The sequence below is a fragment of the Veillonella montpellierensis genome (assembly GCF_947090115.1).
GTDB lineage: Bacteria > Bacillota > Negativicutes > Veillonellales > Veillonellaceae > Veillonella > Veillonella montpellierensis.
Genome location: NZ_CAMUMS010000018.1, coordinates 1 through 25,698 on the forward strand (window position 1 = coordinate 1; position 25,698 = coordinate 25,698).

Below are 25,698 nucleotides of genomic sequence, written 5' to 3' on the forward strand. Positions count from 1 at the left end.
TCATAAATCTCTTGTAACAATATTGTTCTAAATTGAAAGTTAAAATCACATATCTTTAATATATTAGTAAATTTGCTTAAAATACGAATCAGATAATTACTTCTATTTTGATATTCAATGTAAGATTTTATATCTAACAAGTTATAATTATCTTCAATATATTCAATAAACCATTGCCAATTCTGACTTTGTTCTAGTATCCCATCTACAAACTTAACATGAATTTCATGGTCTAAATAGTTTTTGTATTTTACTTCTGACAATTCTCTAATCCTCCTTACTATTAAGTAATCCTTACATCTATTATTTTAATATAGATCATTGTCATTGCTTTTAGCTAATTAATATTCGAACATACAAATAGCCCCAGTCTAAATACTAGGGCTATCACATTTTTCTAAACTACTAAGAACAATTCTCAGCATTATTCTTTTTTAATTCATTATCCATTTTTACCAACAATTTACTCCCACTCAATCGTAGCTGGTGGTTTCGATGTAATATCATAGACGATACGGTTAATGTGGTTCACTTCATTAATAATACGTCGTGATATGAGATCAAGCACATCGTAAGGGATGCGCGCCCAATCAGCAGTCATAAAGTCAGTCGTAGTCACCCCACGCAATGCAAGGGTATAGTCATAGGTACGGAAATCGCCCATTACGCCAACGGTACGTGTATTGGTAAGTACCGCAAAGTATTGGTTAATGCTGCGCTCTAAACCAGCACGAGCAATTTCTTCACGGAAAATAGCATCCGCTTCACGAAGAATGTCCAATTTATCTTTCGTTAAATCGCCCATCACGCGAATGGCCAATCCTGGGCCTGGGAATGGTTGACGCCATACTAAGTAATCAGGCAAGCCTAGTTCCTCACCTAATTCGCGCACTTCATCTTTAAACAAGTTGCGTAATGGTTCGATCAGTCCTTTAAAATCCACTACTGCTGGCAAGCCACCTACATTGTGATGCGATTTAATCACTTCCGCTTCACCAGTCCCCGATTCAATCACATCGGGATAGATGGTGCCTTGTGCTAAGAAATCAACAGATCCAATCTTACGACCTTCATCTTCAAAGACACGAATGAACTCTTCCCCGATAATTTTACGTTTTCGTTCAGGATCGTCAACGCCTGCCAATTTACCTAAAAATCTATCTTCTGCATCGACCCGTATAAAATGCATGCCTCGATCTTTGAAAGCAAGTTCTACTTCATCGCCTTCGTTCTTTCGCATCAATCCATGGTCTACAAAAATGCAGGTTAATTGATCGCCCACCGCTTTAGAGATTAATGCTGCCGCTACAGAGCTATCTACACCACCAGATAAAGCCAGTAATACTTTGCCCGTTCCTACAGTGTGACGAATATCTTCTATGGCTGTTTTAGCATAGTTCGCCATCGTCCACGTACCTGTGCAGCCACACACTTCATAGAGGAAGTTATGAAGCATTTCTTTCCCATGTTCCGTATGAAGCACTTCTGCATGGTATTGCATAGCATATAACTTACGTGCTTTGTTTTGCATAGCTGCTACTGGGCAATGTTCTGTATGAGCAATTTCAGTAAACCCTTCTGGCATCTTAGACACATAATCTACGTGACTCATCCATACAATTTGTTCTTCTTCTAGACCTTTAAATAAAGGAGAAGTCGTATCGCATGTAGTTGCTGTTTTACCAAACTCACGATGATCTGCCGATGTAACCTTACCGCCTAATGTATGTGCCATAAATTGCATCCCATAGCACATACCCAATACAGGAATACCTAGGTCAAAAATTTCTGCTTCAATCGTAGGCGCATTGTCTTCATACACACTGCTAGGCCCACCGGTAAAGATAATCCCTTGTGGTTGCAATTCCTTAATTTTTGCTAACGCTTTATTGTAAGGATATACTTCGCAATACACATGATTTTCACGGACACGACGGGCAATGAGCTGATTATATTGCCCACCAAAATCTACAACAATAACAATTTCCTTATGTTCCATTACATCCTCCTGCATCGTTTATGGCTATTAGACTAGGTGTTTACCCTATGTTTCCTAATCGTTTACTATTTATTATAGCATATGCCCTATAGAGGATAAAAGGGGAATCCTATGTAAATGAAAGCAATCAGCTATCGTTTTTCCCACATAATTTCACATCTATCGAACTGTATTTCAATCCCCTAAGAATAAGATGCATTCCTAGTCATCATCAAGTATCTAACCTAACTATCATTCATAGAATAAACCATTTTCTTGCATTGAAAACAGTATTAATATAGTCATCGTAACTACCAAAAATCTCTACCATAACTACTTATACAATAGAGCATCATTCCTACAGTAAGAGTAATATCTATGTAGCTATCACAAGTGATATCGTTTTATAACTTTCTATCATTCGTACAGTAAACCATTTCCTTGCATTGATAACAGTATTGATGTAGTCATCGTAAGTACCACGAATCTCTACCATAACTGCTCATACAATAGATCATCATTCCTACAGTAAAAGCAATATCTATGTATTCATCCACAAGTGATATCGTTTTATAATTTCCTATCATTCGTACAGTAAACCATTTCCTTGCATTGAAAACAGTATTAATGTAGTCATCGTAACTACCAAAAATCTCTACCATAACTGCTCATACAATAGGGTACCATTCCTACAGTAAAAGCAATATCTATGTAGCCATCCACAAGTGATGTAGCTATGAGAGCTTCCTATACTTCGTACAACAAAAACATTTCCATGCATTGAAAACAGCATCCATACAAGCTGACGTAACGACGCGGCCCCTATACAATACGAAATCCTTTCTGTTGCCAGAACGGAAAAAGTAACGAACGAAGGGCCTCTATAAAATACGAAACTTTCATAGCAAATGGTGAAAGCATATGATCTAAGCTCATAGTGTGACTATGGACTATGTGTTAGCCTCTTCTACGGCGGCTTTCATAGTCGACACATAGTCATGAATTGCTGCATCCGCTTGTGCTCCCTTGTCCGCCACAATAGCCACCAGTGCCGACCCTACAATGGCCCCATCAGCAACACTGGCCATGGTCTTTGCTTGTGCTGGATTAGAAATACCAAAACCGATTGCTACCGGTATGTTCGTATATTGGCGAATGGTCGATACGATGGTCGGCAAATCAGTTTGAATGTGTCCCCGCATACCCGTAACGCCTAAGGATGATACACAATAGATAAAGCCTTCTGCCTCACTTGCAATCATTTCAATACGATTTTTCGAGGTAGGCGCAATCATAGAAATCACGCATACGCCACAGGCATGCGCCGCTTCAATCAATTCTCCTTTTTCTTCAAATGGGCAATCTGGCACGATAACGCCGTCAATACCCGCATCGGCGCAAGCGGAGAAGAATCGTTCTTTCCCATACACTACGATAGGATTTATATAGGTCATAAGAATGAGCGGAATCGTTAGTGCCGCTCTTTGTTCTTTGCCTTGGCGTAAGCGCTTCACCATGGCAAAAATATGATCGATTTTCAATCCTCCTTGCAAAGCTCGTTCACTAGCTCGTTGAATGACGGGGCCTTCTGCAACGGGATCCGAAAAGGGAATGCCGATTTCTATCATATCCGCACCAGCTTGCGCCATAGTATGGATATAGCGCTCCGTATCACTAATCGTTGGATCGCCGGCTGTAATAAAAGGGATAAACGCTTTATGGCGAAATGCTGCCATTATGCGTTGCTTTGCCGTTTCTAATGGTCTATGACTGGTCATATCATGTTCACTCCTCACTATATTCTCATTCATGAATGTCTACACCTCGATAGCGTGCCATGGCCGCCACGTCTTTATCACCTCGACCTGACAAGCAAATAATCATACTTTCATCCGCTTTCATAGTCGGTGCCAATCGTAGGGCATATGCCACTGCATGCGCACTTTCAATGGCAGGGATAATCCCTTCCATCCGTGACAAATATTCAAAGGCCTGCACCGCTTCATCATCGGTAACAGGTACGTAGGTGGCACGTCCCATCGCTTGTAAATGGGCGTGTTCTGGCCCAATACCCGGGTAATCGAGTCCTGCAGAAATAGAGTACACCGGTGCAATTTGACCATCTTCATCTTGGCAAAACAAGGATTTCATACCGTGAAAAATTCCCTTCGTCCCTTTCGTCATCGTCGCCGCATGTTGATTTGTATGAATGCCACGACCTGCCGCTTCACAACCAATTAGCTGTACCTCTTCATCATCAATAAAATGATAGAACATACCCATCGCATTACTACCGCCTCCAACGCACGCCATAACAACCGACGGCAATCGTCCTTCTTGTTCTAAAATTTGTGCTCGCGCTTCTCGACTAATGATAGACTGAAAGTCCCGTACAATCATAGGGAATGGATGGGCCCCCATGACGGATCCTAACACATAATGTGTATCAGCTATGCGCGATGTCCATTCTCGCATGGCTTCACTTACCGCATCTTTAAGGGTACCCGTTCCAGAAGTAACCGCATGAACGCGTGCTCCCAACAGTTCCATGCGATACACATTTAAGGCCTGTCGTTTTGTATCTTCTTCCCCCATAAAAATTTCACATTCCATCCCCATCAATGCAGCTACCGTTGCCGTTGCCACACCATGTTGGCCAGCTCCCGTTTCCGCAATCACTCTCGTTTTCCCCATGCGTTTTGCCAACAGTATCTGACCGATAACATTATTCAGTTTATGTGACCCAGTATGATTTAAATCTTCTCGCTTTAAATAGATCTTTGCACCGCCCAAATCCTCGGTCATTCGTTTCGCGTAATACAATAGGGAAGGTCGCCCCGTATACGTACGATGCATGTCTTCTAATTCACGTATAAAATCAGGATCATCCTTGTACGTTCTATAGGCTTCTTCTAATTCTATGACTGCATTCATCAACGTTTCTGGTATAAACTGTCCCCCAAATTCTCCAAAATAGCCATGACGTTTTGCTCCTCGCTTAGAAGAATCCATCAAGCTTTCATTTATCATTCTATAACTTGCCGCTTTCATATATATCTCCTATTCTCTACAAGATAGAATCATACGCATCATGTCACGCATGATCTCACCATCTTTATGACCATCTACTTCAATGCCACTACTCGCATCAATACCAAAAGGTTGCAATGACCGCAATGCGCGTACCACATTGTCCGTTTTCAAACCACCAGCTAGCATATAGGGACGTGGGTACTGTGCGAGCCACGACCAGTTGCATGTCTGTCCCGTACCGCCACGCATGCTCCTATCATAAGCATCAAAAACGAGCATATCCGCATGGCTCTGTTCCCACCGCTTCGCATCGTCAGCGCACCGTAGTGGCACTGCTTTCCACACTGGTTTATGAATCGCCTCTTGCAGCGTTCGTATAAACGATTCCTCTTCGTCCCCATGTAATTGCACCACATCAAGGCCCACGGTGCGAACGGTTTCTACAATCTCCTCGAGAGGACTATTCACAAACACGCCTACCACTTGTATCGGTTTTGCTCTATTATCTCGGTTTGTTTTCCGCCCCCTCTGAAAGTTTGATGTTTCTAGAGGCAATCTATCACGACCTCCATCATGTACCGACCCTGACGGTCTACTAAACGTCGTATCTACCGTTCCAGTCGTTTCTTCTTGACGCAAAGCTTTCACCAATTTCACGGCTTGCTCTATGGACACATGACGTGGACTTGGGGCAAACACAAGGCCCATGTAATCGGGGTTACACACCACTACATGGGGAATCGTTTCCACCTGTGAAATACCGCAGAATTTAACACGACTTACAACAGGACGCCCATATAAACGAGCTAAAAATTCCACTTTATCATGACTGCGCATACAGGCTTCCCCCATTAACACCGCATGAATGTGATGTGCCCGTAATTGTTCAATATCTTCTGGCGATGTGATGCCGCTTTCAGAAACGAATATACAATCATCGGGAACCAAGTGACGAAGGGATATACTATTTTCTATGTTCACCGTAAAATCTTTTAAATTCCGATTATTCACCCCGATAACCCGTGCCCCACAGAGCATGGCCCGTTCTAATTCCTCCTCATCATGAGCTTCCACCAAACAGGATAGGCCCAATGAATCCGCCAATTCACGAAATGCACGCAACGTTGGAAGATCTAAAATGCTGGCAATCAACAAAATAGCCGAGGCCCCTATTAGTTTCGCTTCGTAAATCTGATACGCATCGATGATAAAGTCTTTCCGCAACAAAGGAATGTGCACGATGTTGGCTATATCCTGTAAGTAGGTAGCACTGCCTTTGAAGAAATACGGTTCTGTGAGTACAGAAATCGCCGCTGCCCCTGCCCGTTCATAGTCCTTAGCAATCTTACAATAGGGAAACTCTGTAACAATACGTCCTTTCGACGGGGACGCCTGTTTCACTTCACAAATAAAATTAATATCTTGCGCCCGCAATGCCTGCTCAAAGGGGAAGTCATAGGTTCCTCCTTTGGCATGAGCCAGTTCATCTTGAGCGATACGTATCGCTTCTTTTCGCACCACGTCTAACGGGCGCCGTTCTTTTTCCTGTGCCACTCGCATGCGCGTGGCTGCTACAATCCGATCTAATATCATAGGCCCTCTCTCACTGTAACTGTTCTCGTGCTACAGACTGCGTCATAGCAATAAATTCTTTCATCTTCGCCAATGCTCGGCCAGAATCAATCATATCCTCTGCCATACGGATGCCTTCTTGTAACGTCATCCCTTCATGGGCCAAATAGATACTCATACCTGCATTTAACACTACTGCCGTGCGTCTTGCACTCATTTCTCCAGATAATACCGCTGTCGTAATGGCTGCATTATCCACCTTGTCACCACCTAGCATGTCATCTTTATTGCCTCTAACAAGTCCAAATTGTTCCGGTGTGATTTCATAGGTGTGAAACATACCATTATTGATTTCACAAACCGTAGTCGAAGCACAGGCAGAAATTTCATCAATCCCATCAGTACCAAATACAACGGCCCCTCTCGTAACTCCTAAATTTGATAGTACCTTTGCCAATGGTTCCACTAAGGATTGTGTATATACACCCATCAACTGAATCGTAGCACCTGCGGGATTAGCCAAAGGTCCCAATATATTAAAGACCGTACGAACGCCCATTTCCTTTCTAACTGGTGCCGCATACTTCATCGATTGATGAAATACGGGGGCAAACATAAAGCACATACCTGTTGTGGCTAAGACTCGTTGATTTTGTTCGCCTGATAAAGTAATGACCGCTCCTAATTCTTCTAACACATCGGCAGCACCGCATTTACTAGATACGCTACGATTGCCATGTTTCGCCACGGGTACTCCAGCAGCAGCGATAACAAAACCTGCTGTCGTAGAAATGTTGAATGTAAACGCTTCATCACCTCCAGTGCCAACAATTTCAAGTACATCACCGTCATGATGTACGGTGCCGGCTTTAGCACGCATCACTTCTGCACAAGCCGTAATTTCTTCAATTGTTTCCCCTTTATAGGCCAACGTAGCTAAAAAAGCTCCCATTTGTGCAGGACTAACGGTACCGCTCATAATTTCTTCCATCGATGCCTTTGCCATCGCATAGGATAAATCTTGATGTGCTAATAATGTATGAATTGCTTCCTTAATCATAATAATACCCCTCTCATAGTGCGTCGTGCCTATTCAACATCATATTATCGATTCCATACGACTAGGTTCATTACTATAGGATGAACACAACCTCCATAGATACCTATACAATTTGTATCAACTTGCCATCCTACTCGTAACAATCCGTCTCTACTACTTGCTAATTGTATAGCCTACTGTGAAAGAGCGAGAAAGTTTTCTACCATCCTAGCTCCCTCTGGTGTCAGTATAGATTCTGGATGAAATTGCAAACCATATATAGGATACTCTCTATGTTCTAGGCTCATCACTTCTCCATCATCCGCCACAGACGTCACTATCAATTCATCCGGTATCGTATCTGCCACAACGGCTAATGAATGATACCGTGCTACCGTTAGCGTTGATGGTAATCCTTCAAATATTTTTGACGGTTTCACTACCGATATAACGCTCGATTTTCCATGCATAACTTGCTTGGCATAGGATACGGTAGCACCAAATACTTCGCCAATCGCTTGATGCCCCAAGCACACACCGAGAATCGGAAATCGTCCCTTACAAGTGCGAATCAATTCCTCGTATACTCCCGCCTTGTCTGGTCGTCCAGGTCCTGGCGATAAAATCACATGACTCGGTGCCAATTGACAAATCTCTGCTACCGATAATTCATCACTGCGGATAACCTTAATGTCACTACAAATGGTCCCTACCAATTGATATAAGTTAAAGGAGAAACTATCGTAGTTATCAATTAATAGAATCATTACCCTTCCACCTCCTGTGCTTGTCGAATCGCATCAATCATCGATTGTGCCTTGTGAATCGTTTCTTCATACTCTTTTCGTGGTACCGAATCACGTACGATGCCACCGCCGGACCGAACAAATACACGGCCCGCTTTCGCCATCGCCATACGAATGCCGATACACACGTCCATATTGCCAGAAAAATCAATATATCCAATTGCGCCACCATAGACACCGCGACAACTTTTTTCCAATGTCTGCAAAATAGCAATAGCTCTAATCTTAGGTGCTCCCGATAACGTGCCAGCTGGCAGCAAGGCCTGAATAGCATCTAACGCATCGCAGGTATCTTTCAACTCGCCCCGTACGGCACTCGTAATATGAATCACATGAGAAAACCGTTGTAACTGATGCAACTGTTCCACCACTACAGACCCAAAGCGACTCACTTTTCCTATATCATTGCGTCCTAAATCAACAAGCATATTATGTTCCGCTAATTCTTTTTCATTCTTCATCAACTCCGCTTCTCTAGATTGATCTTCCCGTTCACTCTTGCCTCGTGGCATAGTGCCTGCAATAGGAAACGTATGTAATATGCCATCTTTTACGGTTACTAATGTTTCCGGTGAAGCCCCTGTTAATTCTATATCCTTGCCACTGAGATAAAACATATAGGGCGATGGATTCATGGTGCGTAACAAGCGATACGCATCTAATAAACTCCCCTGAAAGTCAGCTTCCTTCCGATTAGAGACGACGGCCTGAAAAATATCGCCCTCTTTAATGTATGCTTGTGTTTGTCGCACCACATCTTCATATTCTGCTTCTGAAAACTCTGAGCGAAAATCAGATAATAATTGACATGGTTCGTGAGCAATTTCTTCACCATCCATAACCAGTTCTGCCAAGGCCTCTAATTCTAATACCGCTTTATTATAATTACGTTCTATATCATCGGTGCGAATATTTTTTATTAAATACATCACATTTCGATAATGATCGAAGGCGATGACTGTATCAAATAACATAAGGTCTACATCATTCACCATGCTATCATCATCGGGCACGGTGACGTCTAAGGTAGGTTCGGCATAGCGAATATATTCATAAGAAAAGTATCCCACAAGACCGCCTGTAAACGGTGGCAATTCTGGAATCCGTGGACTTTTGTATTGATCTAACACCTTGCGTATTTCATCGGCTGGGTGAGAACAAGTAAATCGTCGTGTCGTGGTTCCTTTCATTGTCATGACATGATTTTTACAAGAAATTTCCAAGGAAGGATGATACCCCAAAAACGAGTACCGTCCCCAATGATGCGTACTATCTGCACTTTCCAACAAATACGTATGCGCCGATACACGTTTTAACGCTTTCAATACACTAATCGGTGTGCGTCGATCTGATAAAATTTCTCTATACACCGGCACCACATCATACCCTACGGCCAATGCTTTTACTTCTTGTAAACTCGGTTTCATAGACGTCCTCTCCTTCTTCATTGTATGTATATCCTGTCGCACAGACGTGTCGCTATTTTAGTCTTGTGCTACTACTAATGAATCAATTACTGTCTATTTCTTCGTTCCTAGCAACTATCTAGATTTCCATCTATTGGGTAACAAAAAAGCTCGCCCTTGCTACTGCAAGGACGAGCTAGCAACGCACACAATGTGCTGTAACTAAATCGCGGTACCACCTTGTTTGAATAGTAAAAAAAATCTCTAGTTACGTATAACTAGAGTCCTTAAGCCATTCCTCTCACTAGGATACTAACATATCCTCCACGAATAACGCTCGTGTCACGTTGTAGAATACTGAGCATACGCTGTTCACTACACCCTCAGTGGTCCATTTAATATGCTGCTTACTGCGGGCTTCTCAGCACCCCCGCTCTCTGTGAGCGCATCTCATATCTTGATTTCCACCTCATCGGTTTGATAGGCAACTATGTAATTGATGACTTCATTATAGGAGCAACCCGTATCCTTGTCAAGAGTATTTTTATAATATCTATCTCCTATTACCATACACTTACAAAATCCGTGTCTATGACAATGCATAAAAGTGCCTTATCATACTTTTTATAGTTCTACGAATCATCGTCATACCCCTAACTTCGTGGTAAACAAGATACTACGTAGACCATACATTCCCTATCATAGTTTCATCGGTTTGATTCTTTTCTATAAATAATCGTATACATTCTATCATCGTGATAAACGAGGTACTATGTAAAGAGTAAATCACTTCCTACTAATGTCCGATTCATTCTATACACCTCTGTCCACAAGCGTCTACACTATTATCGTGGTAGGTAGGTACTACGTACCCATCGTTATCCCCGATTAATTGATTATCGATTCGCATCGTTTCTATAAATAATCGTCATTGGTTCTGTTACCGACGTAGGCAACGTGCTATATAGGGTAAAGTCCCCTATCTGTTGTGGTAATTGCTGTATATCTGTTACTTGGTGCGTCAACATATACCGTGCTAAGAGGCCGCGCATCATCTTCGACGATGTGCTCATCTGTTTCCACACCTCTTTTTTTAACTCTTGAAATTCTACTGTTACCATGAATGGATGTTCTACTAAACGACTGTATTCTTTAGAGGCTACATTCAAAATCCAATCTTCCCCACTAAAATAATCAGTCACGAATGGACGCCACCAATTATACAGATTCGTTTTTTCTGCTTTCAATATGGGATTTACCAAATCAAGACGATAGTCCTTAATGGGCATACTAGGCTCTAATACACCATATAAAGCAGATAAAATAACGAGATGCCCTTCGCCAAAAGCTTGCGTCTTGGCGTCTAACGTAGCCCAATCAAGTCGCTTAAAGGAAAGTCCTGAATAACTCGCTGCCGCAGCGCCTACGGGCATATCCTCATAGTGAAGAAAAAAATCATGTACCTTAGTCGCTTTATCAGTAGCAATCGCTAAGGCGTTAGCAATACTTTCTATCGACAACGCTTGCATTTGCCGAACAATCTGCTTTGTCATGTCAGAATGAAATGATGGTGTATGCGGCGTCCCACATAGTGTTTTCGTCTTGCTAGGAGATAATAGTATTTTCATGATTGTCTAACGCTTCTTTTATAGAGTCTACACTTAAATTATCTATCAATTCAGGATTCCACACCATCATTGGTATGGCCACCACGTGACTGGCTTTCATTTCATGGCATATGTCGATACACGCCTCTAAATACGGTGATCCTTCATCGAGCAAATCACAAATCACCACCACATAGCGCCCTTTCAAATCATCACCATGGTATGTAAGCTCTTCTCCCGTAAACATGATATGACCAATTTCCAATCGATTATTGCTCACATCGTCCATGCGATTGATACCAATATGTTCCAACAGCGTCGTTACTGGTGTTACGACCTGTCCAATACCATATAAGGACGATGGTTGGGCATGAACCAATACGGTTTTACACCGCTTATCCGTGCGAAATTGCAATAATGCTGATTCTAAAGCACCAAAAAACACAAACATCTGTGCTGGATCAAAACTTCCTGTCTGAAACATGTCTATGATGCTGCCATCTTCTCCCGTAGTTAACTGCGCTAATAATTCTTGTGCAATGTCCTCTACGACCTCTAAATAATCACTTGGTTCTTTCACTTCTACATCCGTTATATCTGCCATTGACCTCTCCTATTATCTATACATCCCTATTATGCAAATCATGTCTGTATCGTTTCACAGATACAACCGCTTGCATCTATACATGTCTGGTATGTTAATGAATACATATAGACTGCCACCGTTCACTCATGCACAAAAGTACCTGTATCACATTCCCTATGCATACCCATGTCATACAATCAATCTCATTGTTATCAGCCAACGTATCACCCGTATCCCCTAACCATTTCATAATATCCTATGGGCGCTACTAAATAGATCGGTGCTCGCATAACGCCACTGTCCACTACGCACATAGACTAAGCCGATACGACTAGATAATAGGCACACAAGGCTGATATACAGTAATATTCTTAATTGTAGCATACTTTACCTCTCTCGTCATCTCCAGTGGCATGGATGATACACTATAGTAAAAATGTACTCACCTGTAACAAGCCACATTTATCCACTTGATTATTCATACTATGTTTCCTCCATCATATCCCCACCTTTCCTAGCATTTCATACACCTATGTATAGAGTACACAATGGGCTGCAAACCATCCAATAACTAAAAAAGGCTTTCAAATCAACTATAGATTTGAAAGCCTTTTATAACGATATGTAATTATTTCTGTTGCATCGCTGTCACTATGGCTATCAATTTGCGCAATTGTTCTTCTCGTTGTGCATCTTTTTCTTTCAGTGCCTTAATCTCTTTAGCCATCGCTGTGCGAGATGTGTACACTTGTCCATCTACACCTGAACCAGTTTTAAACGAAACACCTAGGTTGACCATATTGTCTTCGCCACCTAATGTACCCCCCATAGAAATCATGGTTCGTTCATTTGGCCGATAGAAAGCGCCCAATGCAACCGAACTAGCGCCATTATAATTACCTACGGCCGCTGAAAAATCCCATTTATCATCGGCATCATAGTCTAATGGATGAAGTGCTGCCAAAGCGGCACTCTTAGCACCTACACGATCTACACGTTGTCCCATTTGCACCATGTGATGTTGTATTGTTGCTGTCGCCTGTTGCAATTGATCTTCCGTAGCAGCACGTCCCGATACAATTTTCTGTCCATCCCATTTTGTATTGGAAAGTCCGGTAATGGTTCCTTTGCCTTTTTCTCCGTGTATCTTCACATCGCCGACAGCAATATTTTCTTTATCTTTCGTACCGTCAATCGTAACTTCGCCTGCTTTGATTGTTGTGCCCAAACCGATAGTATACGTCTTTTTACCCGCATCGTCCATAGCCGGTTTTACGCTTACTCCGCTTTTGGTATCGCCTTGTATGTCGATATCCGCACCTGTTCCGTTTTTACCGTCTTTACCTTTCAAACTGTTAAGGAAATCTTGCTGCGTTTGAGTTTTATCGGTCTGTGTTTCCAACCATATATCATAAGCGGATTTACCGTCTTTACCGTTTGTACCGCCCGTACCGATTTTCTTTTCGATGGCTTTCAGCTGTGCCACGTTGACCGCATCGGTGTCGTTTGTACCGGCGGCCACGCCTGTAATCTGACGAGAATACCCTGTCACATCATCGCCGACTGAAAAAGCACCTAAATTCGATTCCCACGCCATTGTCTTCTGTCCGTTTGCCAAGTATCCCGCTACACCTTTTGCTCTTTGAGATACACTGTAAGATCCAAAGGCCGCACCGTAATCCACCGTTGCAGAAGTACCAAAACCGCCCACGGCGGTGCTTGCCGTTCCTTCCGTTTTGGCATTGCTACCGATTGCGGTAGACCAAGCTTTTACCGTTTCCGCCTGATATCCCATGGCAATACTGTTCGTTTCATTCGTTTTAGCTTCCGAACCGATGGCAACTGTATAATCTCCTGATGCATTCGTTCCGGTACCTACACTGACGGCCATTTCACCTTTGACGGTATTATTACTGCCCAGTGCCAAGCCCCATTGACCGCCGCCGTTATCACTGCCGATAACTTTATTACCGCTACCGAAAGCACGTCCTAAATTTTCCACTTCCAGACTTGTACCTACTGCGACACTACTGCCGTTTGCCGTATTGCAACTGCCGACAACCACATTTTGATCGCTTCCGCTTGTACTTACCTCGGTATACTTCCACTTTGTCGCATCATCGGGATCTTTGACAGCCGTATATCCGACTAAATTTCCGTTACCGATAACGGTATTCTGTTCACCTTTTACCTTCGTTTCTTTTTGATCGTAATTTTCATAGTTGGTACCGACAACAATGTTATGTACACCGTCTACATTCAATCCGGTACCGATAACGACACTGTTGTTTTGATCGTTTTTTGTACCGGTCAATTTGTTGTCATTACCGACAACCACCCCGTTAATACCTTCCGACGATGAGCGTACACCCAGTACGATACTGCCTTTTGCTTTCGCACCGTCATTCTTATAGTTGGAACCTTCACCGGTTTCCGAACTCTTCACCGACAAGTAATGCACGCTGCCTTCCGCCGCCGCATTTATTACGTCATTCATATCTACATCGAATGTAGTATTCGTATTCGTTGTAAATGTAAGTTTCTTTGTGTTTTTATCGTACGTTCCGCTTGTAATATGAATATCTTTGGTGGCTACCGTTACGGTTGTACCCGTATCACCGGCTTTATTGCTTTTAATAGTAACGGTGGTAGTATTATCGTCATTTTCTTTCGTTTCAACGGTATAAGCGGTACTGTTTGCCGCTACTTTATCCACTTTCGTATTCAATACTTTGAGCTGTGCAACGTTGACCGCATCGGTGTCCTTTGTACCGGCGGCTACGCCCGTGATTTGACGGGTAACTCCGTCTTCTTCATTACCGATAGCCAGTGCCGCTTTGTTTCCTATCCATGCACCTTTACCTAAGTTGGCTCCGCCATTCAATTCTTTTTGTAAGTTGTTATATTTATTGGTCAACTCTTGTCCTTTGTTCCACAATTTTTGTTGTTCATTACGCGCATGGAGAACCCATTCCACCCATTCATTGTTTCCGTTCAATGTATTTCCGTGAGATTCCGCATAGGCTTTACGCTCATCCAAATATTTATCGGGATATTTTTCTTTATCTACCCATGCTTGATATGTAGGCCCCATTTGATCGACTTCATTTGAAAGGGCGTTCATTTCACGTTGAATTTCCTGTTCTCGTGCCGCACCGATACCTGCTTCCGGATGTGCCTTTTTAAAGTCTGTCCATGTTTTTGCATCACTTGTCGGGTCGTAGCCGAAAATTCCGGCATTACGGGTAGCCAGAGACTGATTGCCCAACGCAATTGCACCGTCAAGATTTTCTCCTACTTTCGCTTTCGAACCGATTGCCACAGCGGACGCACTGTATACTTTGGTACGACGACCGATAGCAATACTGCTCTCCATGTCTTTCATTGTATTTTTCATGGACGGAGAAGTCATCTGCGGAAGTTGTTCCATCGCCAACGTACGGAGTTTTTGCTCCAAATATTCACTGCCCATAGCAGCAGGCATGTTTTTCGCTCTTCGTTCCCATTCTGCAAATTTTTCGGGGAATTTGGCTTTCAATTCATCTCTCAATCCCTTATCCAAAAAGCTTCGTGTCAAAACCCACTTATTGACATTTTGTGCCTTTTGCGTTTCATCATCAAGCCACTTCGTACCGACATAAGCGCCCGCTCCGAGTGCCACACTGCCGCTGCCGCCGGCTACCGCTCCGGTTCCGGAAGCAAACGATCCGCCTCTCGACAACGCATTCCAACCGATAGCTATCGTATCGTTCCATGACGTATTCGTATTATCCGAACCGACCGCATGTGAACCGTAACCGATGGCAATATCTCTGGCTCCCGATGCCGTGCTTTCCACACCGAATACGATACTTGAGTGACCTATCGCTCTTGCTCTATATCCGAACGCTTGCGAATTTTCTTCCGTTGCCATAGCATCTGGTCCGACCGCCGTCGTAAATCCGGCTCTTGCACCTTGATTATCATAATTAATATCGGAGCCACTCCCGTTGGAAGAAAAGAAATGAATATCCTTCTTACCATCAACTTTCTTATTCAATGCTTTGAGCTGTGCCACGTTGACCGCGTCGGTATCTTCTGTGCCGGCGGCTACGTTCGTAATCTGTCGGCTTTCAATAATTCTATTTTCTGCTTCGTCCAGACTGTCTCTACCTACGCTGACAGCCGCTTTAGTGGCTTTCCATGTCGCTTCCAGTCTGCTCTTCGCTTCCAGAGCATCTAAAAAGTCTTTATGCTCCCTTTTCCATTTGTCAAGAGCGTCCTTAGCTTCGGTTTTTTCATCTTCCGTCGAGGCATTCTCAAATGCCTTTGTCAAATTGTCGTATTCCTTTTTTGATTCCTTGATTGTTTCTGTCAATGTATCATAGTCCGCTTTTTTGCCCAGCGCTGTCAGTACATCATCAAGGTTACCATCGGCAGATGGCAAATAGCCAACTGTTCCTGCTTTTCTGCCGGCGACTGTTCCTTCACCCAAAGCAACACTTCCATCTTCTAGGGCTTGTGCCCCTTGTCCTAATGCTGTGGAAGATTCCTCTTTTGCTTGTGCTCCATATCCTAATGCCGTGGAAAACCAGCTTTGTGCTTGTGATCCACGTCCTACTGCCGTGGAAAATGACCCTTGTGCTTGTGCTCCATTTCCTACTGCCGTGGAATAGTCCCCTTGTGCTTTTGTTTTACTTCCTATGGCTACCGCATCTTCTCCTGTCGCTCCGTCATTCTTATAGTTGGAACCTTCGCCGGTTTCCGAACTATTCACCGACAAGTAATGCACACCGCCTGCCGCCGCCGCATTTATTACGTCATTCATATCTACATCGAACGTAGTATTCGTATTCGTTGTAAAGGTAAGTTTCTTTGTGTTTTTATCGTACGTTCCGCTTGTAATATGAATATCTTTGGTGGCTACCGTTACGGTTGTACCCGTATCACCGGCTTTATTGCTTTTAATAGTAACGGTGGTAGTATTATCGTCATTTTCTTTCGTTTCAACGGTATAAGCGGTACTGTTTGCCGCTACTTTATCCACTTTCGTATTCAATGCTTTCAGCTGTGCCACGTTGACCGCATCGGTGTCTTCACTGCCGGCGGCCACTCCGGTAATCTGTCGGGTCATACCCGTATCACTGTTCCCTACGGCAACATCACCGGTCGGCGTTTTCCACGTAGCAAACAATTTATTCTTCTTTTCTTCAGCCTTAGCCTTTTCATTATGTGCCACACGTGCTTTTTCTATCAAATCCGGATCATTCGGGAATTTTGCCAATTCTTCTTTCGCCTGTTGTTCCAACGCTTGTTTTTTTGCGATTTCTTCATCGAGCGCTTTTACCTTTTCCTTAAGTCCCAGTGATTCGATTTGTGCTTCCGAATCATCCCATACCTGATCGGTAACAGGATTCCAGCCTTTTCCGCCGATACGCATGGAATGCGACTCATACCCTATTGCCACACCGGCTTGATTTTTCTCGGTGATTGCACCATATCCGATTGCTACCGCATGATCTCCGTTTGCTTGAGAGTACTGTCCGACAGCGGTAGAAAAATCTCCTATCGCCTTCGCTACATAGCCCAATGCCAGCCCTTGTCTTCCTTTAGCCTCGGTGAAAGCGCCGATACCTATCGCTCCCGTCTGATCCGCACTTGATCTAAATCCGATAGCTACCGCATGATTATCCGTTGCCGCCGCACTTACTCCGATAGCGACACTGAATATCTTTTGATCCTGTGTCGAACCGTCCTGCAAAAGTATTTTCGTTTTATAGTAAAATGTCTTTGCGTCTTCCGTTCTAACGGCGGTAAATAATTTCTTATATGATTCCGGAAGTGTGTTATACTCCTCTTCCTTTAAGGGTTTACCGAAAGAAACGACAGCCCCTTGTCCGAACGCCACACCAAAAGCGTTAATCGCTTTGGCACCGGCACCGTAAGCGGCACTGTACTGTCCCACCGCCTGCGCATAAAATCCTGTCGCATTACTGCCCAACGCGTCCGCTTTCGCATTCGGGCCGACGGCCGTACCGTACCCCGCCTGTGATGAGGCTCCAATTCCGATAGCTACACTCGAGTATCCCGCTCCGTCATTGTTATAATTGTTGCCGGATACTCCGCCCGCCCCCTCCACATTGACAGATATACCGTGAAATTGCTGCCCGCCGTCTGCGTATACATATGTAGTATATAATCCGTCGGCAAAAAGCAAACTGCTTGCAACCATAGCTGAAAGCAAAATTTTTTTACGTCTGCTCATGCCTCTTTTTACCTTGTTTCGATGTATCTTACTTCTCTTAATCAAAATAAGTCACTCCTTCATTACTGCCGCTGCATTGCGACACAATATACTATATCGCCGATCAGCTTATTTATGCAGAAAATTGAAACAGAACATGATTCAGATCGCTCTTGGCGCTATCTCACATAACAGTGAATTTCATCGGCTCTGTCTCTCACTCTTTAAAACACGCTTTCATTATAACATCTATTTTACTATTAATCTCGTTTATATTATAAATAGTTATAACTTCAAAAAAAATATTTATAATATAATTTAAAAAACGGTTTTCAACTTAAATTTCACTACGCTGAAAACCGTTTTTTATTATGCTTTATGTTGTAATTTGACGATCATTTCAGTCAATTTACGTATTTGTTCATCTCGTTGTGCATCTTTTTCTTTTAATGCTTTAATTTCAGCATCTTTTTCCGTTTCATGTGCAATCATTTTTTGCATAAGAGCTTCTCTTGTCTCATCTTTTTCTCTCAGCACTTTGATTTCTTTTGCCATTGCGGCTCGTGAGGTATATACTTTACCGTCTGTACCTTGTCCGGCTTTCATGGAAAGTCCGATATTTATCATATTTTCTTTTCCGCCGAGTGTTCCGCCCAATGAAATCATTGCACGTTCGTTTGGTCGATAGAATGCACCGAGTGCAAAAGCGTTCGCTCCATTGTAATTGCCCATGGATGCTGCAAAGTCCCATTTGTCATCTTCGTCATATTCCAACGGGTGAAGTCCTGCGAGGGCAGCGGCGGCTGCGCCGACTTTATTGACTCTTGTGTCCAATTCGCCCAATGTCATCCCCATGTCGGAAATATTATTTTGCAGGTTGTTGATGTTTGTCGTGTTCTTATCGACGTCCTGTTTCACGCCGTAAAGCTGTTTACCATTCACTGCATCAGTACTGTCTTCGGATATCGTTCCGTCTCCTACATTAGTAATTTTATTTTTGTTTGCATTGATACCGGTCTTTGTAACGGAAGGACCGTTTGCAATTGTAAGTCCGGTGGTATCCACAGTAACATGGTTGTCGCCTTTACCGATTGTAATTGTTTCTTTATTTTCATTACCGTCTATAGAAATATTTCCCACATCAACTTTCTTGTCGAGTTTTACTTTATAAACGGTCTTGCCTTCATCTGTCGAAGCAGTTGTCGTTGTTGTTACACCCGTTGACAGTGCCGTTACATCTGCTGATGGTGCCGTTACATCTGCTGACGGTGCCGTTACACCCGTTGGCGGTGCCGTTACATCTGCTGACGGTGCCGTTCCACCCGTTGGCGGTGCCGTTTCACCCGTTGCCGATGTCGGTGTATTTTCTTTCGGATTCTTTTCTACAACTATACCCGTATTTTGATCGCCCACAACTTCTGGGAGAACTTTAAACAATTTCTTTTCCAAAGCTTTGAGCTGTGCCACGTTGACCGCATCGGTATCTTGTGTGCCGGCGGCAACTCCCGTAATCTGACGGGTTCTTAAATCACTTTTATCGCTGGTACTTCCTATAGAAAATGCCGCGTGTGTCGCTTTCCAAATGGCAGAGTTTTCCGTGCTTGCTTTTCCCGTAAACGGATCATATCCGAATACTCCTTTATCTATCGAAGCAATAGAGTCCCTACCCAAAGCAACGCTTCCATCTACCTTGGCTATTGCTTCATAGCCTAATGCCATAGAAGAGTTCCCTTGTGCTTGTGCGTTATATCCTAATGCCGTGGAAACGTTCCCTTGTGCTTGTGCTCCATATCCTATGGCTACCGCATCTTCTCCTGTCGCTCCGTCATTATCCCAGTTGGTCCTGTCGGTATTTGCAGGTTTACCACTCTTCACCGAGAAATAGTGTACTGCACCTTTATCTACTTTCGTATTCAACGCTTTCAGCTGTGCCACGTTGACCGCATCGCTATCTTTACTGCCTGCGGCTAGGTTCGTAATCTGACGGGTTACTAAATAATATTCATTTTCAGCATTTCCGACAGAAAGTGCTGCACGTGTCGCTTGCCAAATGGCAGAGGTATCCTTGCTTGCTTCTCCGGTAAGCGGATCATATCCTTTTGCTCCTTTATCTATCGAAGCAATAGAGTTGCTGCCCAAAGCAATGCCTCCCTCTACCAGTGCTTTTGCAAATCGTCCGAATGCAATGGAATTCTCTTTTTCTGCTGTTACGGCATCTCCTAATGCTATGGAAGATACCCCTAGTGCTTTTGCTTCACTTCCTAATGCCATGGCATTGTCTTTTTCTGCTGTTGCGTTACGTCCTAATGCCATGGAAATGTTCCCATTTGTTGTTACTCCGTCTCCTACTGCTATAGAACAGTTCGATTTTGTTTGTGCGTTTCTTCCTATTGCAATGGAACCGTACCCGTCTGCTTGTGCTCCATTTCCTACTGCCGTGGACAAGCCCCCTTGTGCTTGTGCTCCATCTCCTACTGCCGTGGACAAGTCCCCTTGTGCTTGTGTTCCTTGTCCTACTGCCGTGGAATGCCACCCTTGTGCTATTGCTCCATGTCCTACTGCCGTGGACTGGCCCCCTTGTGCTTGTGCTCCATTTCCTAATGCCGCGGAATCGTCACTTTGTGCTTGTGCTTTAACTCCTAATGCCGTGGAAGATTTCCCTTGTGCTTCTGCTCCTTGTCCTACTGCCGTGGATTCGTCCCCTTTTGCTTGTGCATAATATCCTACTGCCGTGGAATCGTCTTTTTCTGCTATTGCATTTTGTCCTAATGCCGTGGACCAGGCCCCTTTTGCTTGTGCACTAACTCCTAATGCTGTGGAAAATTCTTTTTCTGCGTGTGCATTTTGTCCTAATGCCGTAGAAAATCGCTCTTGTGCTTGTGCTCCTTGTCCTACTGCCGTGGAACCTTCCCCTAGTGCTTTTGCACGATTTCCTAATGCTATGGACTGGTCCCCTGTTGCTTCTGATTCACTTCCCCATGAATAGGAATTGGTCCCATCTGCTTGTACTCCTTGTCCTAATCCCGTCATGAAGCACCCGAGGAGTGCCATGAGAACTAACGATTTCAGACGTTTTCCGTTTCCTTCCGACGAAGAGCTTTTCCCGTGACCTTTCGCAATTTCAGAAGCCACCACCCAGGTGTTTCTTACTTTGCTCCATACTAGTTTATAAATTTTGTTCATATATAAGCTCCTTTACTAAAAAATAAAGTATTCCGTATCTGCGAGCACATGTATTCATGTATTATTTTATTAGGCTCAAATTGTATATACAAGCATATTAGATTTAATCATACTACAATTTTTCTTAATTCCTTTTAATTTTCTTACGTTTCGGTTCGTTTATAAGATGATTACAAATGATTTTGCAAGTGTTATCACTTTTTATCTTCATAATGAATCCACATAGGAATGAACACCAAAACAAACACACCTTCAGCGATGTGTTTGTTTTTGTTTCTCGGAATTATTTTACTTTTTCTAGAACCTTTTCTAGTTTTGCTTCCAATGCAGCAATTCTGTCATTCGCTTCTTTATTTGCCTTTGTCAGACGTTCTACTTTGTCCTCGAGAATATAGACGCTGCTGATTGGTCCTTTGTCGTACTGCGGCATACGGAGATTCCGTGCCTTTTGGGCTTCTTTATCTTCTTTGCTTCCAAAACGATAGGAGACCCCTACATTCGCCATGAGTTCGCTTGAACCTGCATATGAAAGTCCTGCATGTACAAGTGTATTTTCATTTGAATAGTGCGCAAGTCCGAGTGCTACGGCTTCTCGTCCTTTGTATGTCGAAACGCCCGCCATGATTTGACTTCTGTTGTAAGGATCGTAATCCAACGGTTTCAAAGCGGAAAGCGCCGCTCCGAGAGCATCACCACGTACGGATTCGGTCTTAAATTCATTCATCTCTTTCGTGATTTCAGTCTTGAGTTCAGTTGTTTTTCCTTTTGCGATGTTTTCTACTTTCTCTACATCAAGCGTAACGAGCGTGTATGTCTTGTTGTCTTTGTCGGTTACCTGTTCCGCTTTCAGTCCGTCTCCGTAGTCCATACGAAATTCATTGAGAGACATGCTCCAATTTTTAGTACCCGGAGTATATGCATCGGTACCCTTATCCTTAGTACCACCAAAGTAGAAATTCATCGGTGCGGTAGCGAGTGCTTTCAGCTGTGCCACGTTGACCGCATCGGTGTCTTGTGTGCCGGCGGCTACGTTCGTAATCTGGCGGGTTATTAAATTATTTTTATCTTTAGCACTTCCTACAGAAAATGCTGCTTGTGTCGCTTTCCAAATGGCAGAGGTTTCCGTGCTTGCTTCTCCGGTAGACGGATCATATCCGACTATTCCTTTATTTATCAAAGCAATAGAGCCGCTACCCAAAGCAACGCCTCCATCTACCAGTGCTTTTGCTTCATATCCTACTGCCGTAGAAGATTCCCCGTTTGCGTGTGCTCCTTTTCCTACTGCCGTGGAACATAGCGCTTCTGCTATTGCTTCTTCTCCTAATGCCGTAGAAGAGATCCCTTTTGCATGTGCTTCACTTCCTAATGCCGTGGAAGATAGCTCATCTGCTATTGCTCCATATCCTAATGCCGTAGAATCTTGCTCTTTTGCTTGTGCGCCTTGTCCTAATGCCGTGGCATTGTCTTTTTCTGCTTTCGCTTCTTTTCCTACTGCCGTGGAAGATTCCCCTTTTGCTTCTGCTCCTTGTCCTAATGCCGTGGACCAAACCCCTTGTGCGTCTGCTCCTTGTCCTAATGCCGTGGAAAGTTTCCCTTCTGCTTGTGCTCCTTGTCCTACTGCCGTGGAAGAGTCTTCTTTCGCTTGTGCTCCTTGTCCTAATGCCGTGGCATTGTCTTTTACTGCGTTTGCTTTTCGTCCTACTGCCGTGGAAGCTTTCCCTTGTGCGTTTGCTTCATTTCCTACTGCCGTGGAATCCTCCGCTTGTGCTTCTGCTCCTCGTCCTACTGCCGTGGAATTGTCTTTTTGTGCTTTTGATGATTCTCCTAATGCCGTGGAGCAGGCCCCTCCTGCGTCTGCATTAGGTCCTATTGCCGTGGAAAACATCCCTGCTTTTGAATCATCTCCTAATGTCAGGTTATAGTCGTCGTTGTGTGATCTGGCTAGCGCACCATCTGCTGTCATCACGAAGCACCCGAGGAGTGCCATGAGAACTAACGATTTCAGACGTTTTCCGCTTCCTTCCGAAGAAGAGCTTTTCCCGTGTCCTTTCGCAATTTCAGAGGCCACCACCCAAGCGTTTCTGACTTTGCTCCAAACAAGTTTGTAAATTTTGTTCATATACATACTCCTTTTACTGACAATAACACTCTCCTATAACACAAGCTCTATATTAATGTTATTATAATTCACCCTGTTTACATAATCAAATGCATATGAACAATTTCTTTTATTAATGATGTATTTATATAATACAGTCTATGGGGACAATCAATGTTACTTTCACAGATGATGTTTATGTTTCTTTCATTGTACTTTCAAATATGTCATTCGTGCTCTATCACGTTGATTTCTCTCTAATGTGCATTCGATGTATACATATGCTGCAACAACCTTATGGGCACCTCATTTTCATCATACACCGCAGTGTATTCGCCCGTGTTACCCTAAAAAAAGCCTCGAGATAATGCATCGTATTCCTTATTAGAACCCGTCTACTAGTAAGGAACGTCATCATCTCGAGACTTATTCACAGCGCCTATGTGTGCTGTATCCTATGTAATTGTTATAGGTAGTATCGATTGCCTAACAAGGCACCATGTGGCATATACCTAGTCCCTTGTGGGTCAAACAAAACCACCTATTAGTACTCGCCATGTATATTCATGCTTGTTCTATTTCCCAAACAGTCATGTCATCGTAGGCTAGGCCCTCATGAAAGCATAGAATCTATCGCACCATGCAAACCCACTTAGTGTACCTCTTTACCTGTACGTGCCACTTGATTGACACGCACCCGTTCAATCGTTGGATGTCCCGCTTTATCCTTTGCAATCACGTCAATGCGGAATCGTTCAAGCTCTGGTTCAAATTCTTGAATTAATCGTTCATTCACATTCATGCCCCGTTGCATCGCTTTATATACGAGCATAGCGAATTCATAGCGGGTCATCATACGATCGCCTTTGAAAGTCCCATCCGGGTATCCTTCTAGCACGCCTTGTTGTAACAGTTTTGTAACCGCTTCATAGGCCCAATGATTCTTTTCAATATCTGGGAACAATTTCATTTTCAACGGATCGAGTGCCTTACCTTGGCTCATACCTACCATAGCTTGTCGTAGTACTTCTACTTCAGCGCGAAGGTCTTTAATTTCCTTTGCCATAGCGACTCTCGATGTAGTAACGTGATTACCTTGGCCTAATTTAACGGCTATGCCAGCATTCACCATCTTGTCACCACCGCCAAAAGAACCGCCAATACTAAACATTGTATCTTCATTAGGACGATAATAAGCGCCTAGTGCAGTCGCATTGGCACCTTGATAGTTACCATATCCTGCCGCAAAGTTCCATTTATCATCTGGGTCAAAATCAAGTGGATGAAGGGCGGCAAGTGCAGCGGCACTAGCACCGACAGAATGTATCTGTTTCGTCATATCTACCACCTGATATTTCATAGTTGCTGTCGCCTGTTGCAATTGATCTTCCGTAGCAGCACGTCCCGATACAATATGCTGTCCATCCCATTTTGTATTGGAAAGTCCTGTAATGGTTCCTTTGCCTTTTTCTCCGTTTAGCTTCACATCGCCAATGGTAGCGCCCGTTTTTTCAATGCTTACTGTATTTCCAACCTTAACGGCATTATCAACGTGAATGGTCTTCTCAAGCTCAACGGTATACGTAGTTTTTCCATCCGCTTCAACAGACGTTACCTTAATGCCTGTTTTACTATCCCCCTGAATCGTAGCAACTGTTCCAGGAGTCCCATCTTTACCTGCTGGGCCCGCTGGTCCGGTTGGTCCTGCTTCGCCTTTTTCACCTGTATCGCCTTTAGGTCCCGCTGGGCCTACTGGTCCTGCTATCCCTTGATCTCCTTTAGGTCCTGTTGCTCCAGTTGGTCCCTGCGGTCCGGTTGGGCCTACATCTCCTTTAGGTCCCACTGGGCCTTCTTTACCTTGCGGTCCCTCTTTACCTTGTGGACCCGCTGGGCCTGTCGGTCCTACTTCGCCTTTTTCACCTGTATCGCCTTTAGGTCCCACTGGGCCTTCTTTACCTTGCGGTCCCTCTTTACCTTGTGGACCCGCGGGGCCTGTCGGTCCTGCTTCGCCTTTTTCACCTGTATCGCCTTTAGGTCCCGCTGGTCCTACTGGTCCTGCTATCCCTTGAGCTCCTTTAGGTCCTGCTGGTCCTTCTTTACCCTGCGGTCCTACTGGGCCTGTCGGTCCTGCTTCACCTTTTTCACCTGTATCGCCTTTAGGTCCCGC

General features: G+C 43.8%; 14 protein-coding genes. All 14 read right to left on the bottom strand.

Going from position 1 to position 25,698, the window contains the following annotated elements; genetic code table 11:
- Positions 1-263 (bottom strand): hypothetical protein (locus tag P6940_RS07905; protein ID WP_277293713.1); only part of this gene is annotated, 263 nt, incomplete at its 3' end.
- A gap of 200 nt (positions 264-463) precedes the next feature.
- The gene (gene guaA, locus P6940_RS07910; protein WP_277293714.1) at positions 464-1,999 is read right to left on the bottom strand and encodes a glutamine-hydrolyzing GMP synthase; all 1,536 of its coding nucleotides are present in this window, start codon (positions 1,997-1,999) and stop codon (positions 464-466) included.
- A gap of 929 nt (positions 2,000-2,928) precedes the next feature.
- The gene (gene trpA / locus P6940_RS07915) at positions 2,929-3,756 is read right to left on the bottom strand and encodes a tryptophan synthase subunit alpha (protein ID WP_052076902.1); all 828 of its coding nucleotides are present in this window, start codon (positions 3,754-3,756) and stop codon (positions 2,929-2,931) included.
- Between the two features lie 25 nt (positions 3,757-3,781).
- Positions 3,782-4,990 carry a tryptophan synthase subunit beta gene (gene trpB, locus P6940_RS07920; protein ID WP_038152834.1) on the bottom strand — a complete coding sequence of 403 codons (1,209 nt, stop codon included), beginning with the start codon at positions 4,988-4,990 and terminating at the stop codon, positions 3,782-3,784.
- A 48-nt stretch (positions 4,991-5,038) separates the two neighbouring features.
- Positions 5,039-6,604, bottom strand: a complete 1,566-nt coding sequence (trpC, locus tag P6940_RS07925) for an indole-3-glycerol phosphate synthase TrpC (protein WP_038152807.1) — start codon at positions 6,602-6,604, stop codon at positions 5,039-5,041.
- A gap of 10 nt (positions 6,605-6,614) precedes the next feature.
- Entirely contained in the window at positions 6,615-7,643 is a 1,029-nt protein-coding gene (trpD, locus tag P6940_RS07930) for an anthranilate phosphoribosyltransferase (RefSeq protein WP_277293715.1), read from the bottom strand.
- 173 nt (positions 7,644-7,816) lie between these two features.
- Complete coding sequence (locus P6940_RS07935) at positions 7,817-8,389, bottom strand: anthranilate synthase component II (RefSeq protein WP_277293716.1); 573 nt, start codon at positions 8,387-8,389, stop codon at positions 7,817-7,819.
- The gene (locus P6940_RS07940) at positions 8,389-9,855 is read right to left on the bottom strand and encodes an anthranilate synthase component I family protein (RefSeq protein ID WP_277293717.1); all 1,467 of its coding nucleotides are present in this window, start codon (positions 9,853-9,855) and stop codon (positions 8,389-8,391) included. The genes P6940_RS07935 and P6940_RS07940 overlap by 1 nt, the downstream gene beginning before the upstream one ends.
- A gap of 875 nt (positions 9,856-10,730) precedes the next feature.
- The gene (locus P6940_RS07945; RefSeq protein WP_277293718.1) at positions 10,731-11,462 is read right to left on the bottom strand and encodes a YaaA family protein; all 732 of its coding nucleotides are present in this window, start codon (positions 11,460-11,462) and stop codon (positions 10,731-10,733) included.
- On the bottom strand, positions 11,440-12,045 hold the full coding sequence (locus P6940_RS07950; protein WP_028258101.1) for a hypothetical protein: 606 nt from the start codon (positions 12,043-12,045) through the stop codon (positions 11,440-11,442). Before P6940_RS07950 ends, P6940_RS07945 begins: the two co-directional genes overlap by 23 nt.
- Positions 12,046-12,655: 610 nt before the next feature.
- Positions 12,656-18,316, bottom strand: a complete 5,661-nt coding sequence (locus P6940_RS07955) for a YadA-like family protein (RefSeq protein WP_277293719.1) — start codon at positions 18,314-18,316, stop codon at positions 12,656-12,658.
- Positions 18,317-18,619: 303 nt separating this feature from the next.
- Positions 18,620-21,433 (bottom strand): ESPR-type extended signal peptide-containing protein, encoded by a 2,814-nt coding sequence (locus P6940_RS07960; protein WP_277293720.1) that lies wholly within the window; start codon positions 21,431-21,433, stop codon positions 18,620-18,622.
- A 283-nt stretch (positions 21,434-21,716) separates the two neighbouring features.
- The gene (locus tag P6940_RS07965) at positions 21,717-23,552 is read right to left on the bottom strand and encodes an ESPR-type extended signal peptide-containing protein (RefSeq protein WP_277293721.1); all 1,836 of its coding nucleotides are present in this window, start codon (positions 23,550-23,552) and stop codon (positions 21,717-21,719) included.
- Positions 23,553-24,183: 631 nt separating this feature from the next.
- A partial coding sequence (locus tag P6940_RS07970; protein ID WP_277293722.1) for an S-layer homology domain-containing protein occupies positions 24,184-25,698 on the bottom strand: 1,515 nt, incomplete at its 5' end.

Bases quoted from the DNA above. Each gene is read 5' to 3' on its own strand.
- guaA (WP_277293714.1), bottom strand. From the start codon at position 1,999: ATGGAACATAAGGAAATTGTTATTGTTGTAGATTTTGGTGGGCAATAT.
- trpA (WP_052076902.1), bottom strand. From the start codon at position 3,756: ATGACCAGTCATAGACCATTAGAAACGGCAAAGCAACGCATAATGGCA.
- trpB (WP_038152834.1), bottom strand. From the start codon at position 4,990: ATGGATTCTTCTAAGCGAGGAGCAAAACGTCATGGCTATTTTGGAGAA.
- trpC (WP_038152807.1), bottom strand. From the start codon at position 6,604: ATGATATTAGATCGGATTGTAGCAGCCACGCGCATGCGAGTGGCACAG.
- trpD (WP_277293715.1), bottom strand. From the start codon at position 7,643: ATGATTAAGGAAGCAATTCATACATTATTAGCACATCAAGATTTATCC.
- P6940_RS07935 (WP_277293716.1), bottom strand. From the start codon at position 8,389: ATGATTCTATTAATTGATAACTACGATAGTTTCTCCTTTAACTTATAT.
- P6940_RS07940 (WP_277293717.1), bottom strand. From the start codon at position 9,855: ATGAAACCGAGTTTACAAGAAGTAAAAGCATTGGCCGTAGGGTATGAT.
- P6940_RS07945 (WP_277293718.1), bottom strand. From the start codon at position 11,462: ATGAAAATACTATTATCTCCTAGCAAGACGAAAACACTATGTGGGACG.
- P6940_RS07950 (WP_028258101.1), bottom strand. From the start codon at position 12,045: ATGGCAGATATAACGGATGTAGAAGTGAAAGAACCAAGTGATTATTTA.
- P6940_RS07960 (WP_277293720.1), bottom strand. From the start codon at position 21,433: ATGAACAAAATTTATAAACTAGTATGGAGCAAAGTAAGAAACACCTGG.
- P6940_RS07965 (WP_277293721.1), bottom strand. From the start codon at position 23,552: ATGAACAAAATTTACAAACTTGTTTGGAGCAAAGTCAGAAACGCTTGG.